Source organism: Nocardioides sp., assembly GCF_036401255.1.
Lineage (GTDB): Bacteria > Actinomycetota > Actinomycetes > Propionibacteriales > Nocardioidaceae > Nocardioides.
The window spans coordinates 1-1,593 of the sequence record NZ_DASWVI010000106.1 but is presented as its reverse complement, the minus strand read 5'-3'; the positions used below and the strand labels follow the sequence as shown (position 1 = coordinate 1,593).

The 1,593-nt window shown below is 76.0% G+C and carries 1 protein-coding gene; it reads right to left on the bottom strand.

Going from position 1 to position 1,593, the window contains the following annotated elements; translation table 11 throughout:
* Positions 1-250: 250 nt before the first annotated feature.
* Positions 251-1,593 (bottom strand): HD domain-containing protein (locus tag VGD85_RS04930; RefSeq protein ID WP_331062330.1); only part of this gene is annotated, 1,343 nt, incomplete at its 5' end.

Below are 1,593 nucleotides of genomic sequence, written 5' to 3'. Positions count from 1 at the left end.
CCCTTCCCCCGGAGGTTCTTGAAGGTGTCGGCGAGCCGGTCGGAGAGTGTGGCGAACAAGTCGTGGTCCTACGTGCCGGAGCGGTCAGAGACCCGCCCAGCCTAGTCGGGGGCCCCGAGAGCAGGTGCATCGTGCTCCGCGGGGACGTCCCACCAGCCCCAGGCGCGACACCTGGCAGCCGAAACCCGCACGACACGCCGCGGCCCCCCGGCGTGTCGTGCGGGGTTCACCCGCCGACCGGTGAAACCCGCTACGGCGCCAGCACCGTCAACGCGGCCCGCACGGCGTGGGCGGCCTCGGCGGCCCGCTGGTCCGAGAGCACGCCGGCGGACGGCTCGTGCAGGTAGAACACGTCGACGGCCTGCGGGCCGAGGGTGTCGACGTGGGCGGAGCGGACGGCGACGTCGAGATCGGCGAGGGCCGCGCAGACCCGGTGGATGACCCCGAGCTGGTCGGCGGCCCGCACCTCGAGCACCGTCGCCTGGTCGGACGCCTCGGGGCGCACCACCACCGACGGCTCGAGCCCGGCCGCCGGGCCGGCGGACCGCAGCCGGCGGACGACGTCGACCCGGCCCTCGACGATCGCCTCGTAGCGCTGCCGGAGGACCGCGGCGTCCAGCCCGGGCTCGCCGACCTCCCAGACGGACACGGCGTACTGGTCCTGCGACCACGCGCGCGCGGCACGCACCGGGATCCGCTGGAGCGCGAACGTCGCGGCGACGTCGGCGAGCAGCCCCACCCGGTCGGGTGCGATCACCGTGACCCGGGACCCGTCGCCGGCGTCCTCGACCGTCATCGAGACCGACCCGCGGCCCACCTCACGCGGGATCTCGACGTCGTCGGCCTCGACCACGGGGAGGGGTGCTCCGGAGGCGAGCGTGACGCGCACCCGGCGGGCCAGGTCGTGGACCAGGCCGGAGCGCCACGACGACCAGGCTTTCGGGGCCGTCGCCCGGGCATCGGCCTCGGTGAGCGCCACGAGGAGGTCGAGCGCCTCGGCCGACCCGATCCGGGACGCGACGAGCGCGGCCGTCGCCGGGTCGTCGGGGTCGCGGGTCGTCGCGGTCTCGGCGAGCAGCAGGTGCCAGCGCACCAGCCGCGCGACCAGGTCGACCGCGTCGGGGGTGAAGCCCATCCGCTCGGCCACCGCGCGGGCGATCGGCTCCCCGGCGACACTGTGCTCGGTCAGCCCGCCCTTGCCGATGTCGTGGAGCAGGGCCGCGACCATCAGCACGTCCGGACGCCCGACCGAGCGGATCAGCGCGGAGGCCTCCGCGCAGGTCTCGACAGCGTGACGGTCGACGGTGAACCGGTGGATCGCCGACGCGTGCGGGAGCAGCCTGATCCGCTCCCACTCGGGCAGGAACCGGCCGAGCGCGTGGGTCTCCTCCAACGTCTCCCAGACGCCGAGCAGTCCGCGACCGGACGCCAGCATCCGGACCAGGAGCTGGCGCGCCTCCACCGGCCAGGGCGTCGGCAGCGGTGCGCCCTCGCGCACCAGCCGGGCCGCGGTCGCAGGTGCGAGGACCACGTCGTGCTCGGCGGCCACGGCCGCGGCGCGCAGCAGCAGCGCCGGGTCCTCGGCCGGCCGGG